The organism is Massilia sp. CT11-108, from assembly GCF_047302915.1.
Lineage (GTDB): Bacteria > Pseudomonadota > Gammaproteobacteria > Burkholderiales > Burkholderiaceae_D > Telluria > Telluria orientalis.
This window is the reverse complement of the sequence record NZ_JBKYMO010001046.1, coordinates 1-834: the sequence shown is the minus strand read 5'-3', so window position 1 is coordinate 834 and position 834 is coordinate 1. Positions and strand designations below refer to the sequence as shown.

Below are 834 nucleotides of genomic sequence, written 5' to 3'. Positions count from 1 at the left end.
TTTATATTCCCGTGGGGGGGGGGGGGGGGCGGCCCCCGCCAACAACTAGCAGTCCGGCGTCGATGCCGTACGCGGCGCGCAGCAGCGCGACGGCCTCGATCACCGTGTCCACGCCCTTGCGCGGCACCATGCGGCCCAGCTGGAGCACGGTGAAGCGGTCGGGGGCCAGCGCCAGCGCGGCACGGGCCTCGTCGCGCGGCATGGGCCACAGTTCGTCGGGATCGAAGCCGCACGGCGCGATCGCGATGCGTCCGCCGCTGGCGCCGTACAGGCGCTCCATGTCCTGCCGGTCCTGCTGGCATTCCGCGATGATGCGGTCGGCGTGCCGCATCAGGCTGCTTTCGATACGGGTGCGCGCCGCCGGAAACGCATCCGCCGTACCCTGCGCGAGGCGGCGTACGCGGCCGAGCGCGTGGAAGGTGATCACGAACGGCACGCCCAGCGCCTGCTTGAGGTGGCGGGCGACCATGCCGGACATGAAGAAGTTCGCGTGCACGATGTCGTACGGGACCGGCTGGTGGCGGGCGAAGCGGGCCGCGAAGCGGGAGAAGGACGGGATGTGCGGCAGCATCTGCTCCTTGGGGACGTAATGGGCCGGTCCCGCCGGCACGTTCACGACGCGCAGGTTTTCGCGCCAGCGCACGAGCTGCTTCTGTTTCGCGTCGTCGCGGCGGGTGAAGACGTCGACGAGGTGACCCGCCAGCGCCAGTTCGCGCGCGAGGTGCGCGACGTAGACGTTCTGGCCGCCGCAATCGATGCTGCCCGGTGCCGCGAGCGGCGACGCGTGGTCGCTGATGAGGGCGATGCGGCGTCGGCCGGCAAGGTGGGCCGGAC

1 protein-coding gene is annotated in these 834 nt (G+C 71.3%); it reads right to left on the bottom strand.

Annotated elements, in window-relative coordinates:
- Position 1 precedes the first annotated feature (1 nt).
- Positions 2-834 (bottom strand): glycosyltransferase (locus ACEN88_RS33025; RefSeq protein ID WP_413346516.1); only part of this gene is annotated, 833 nt, incomplete at its 5' end.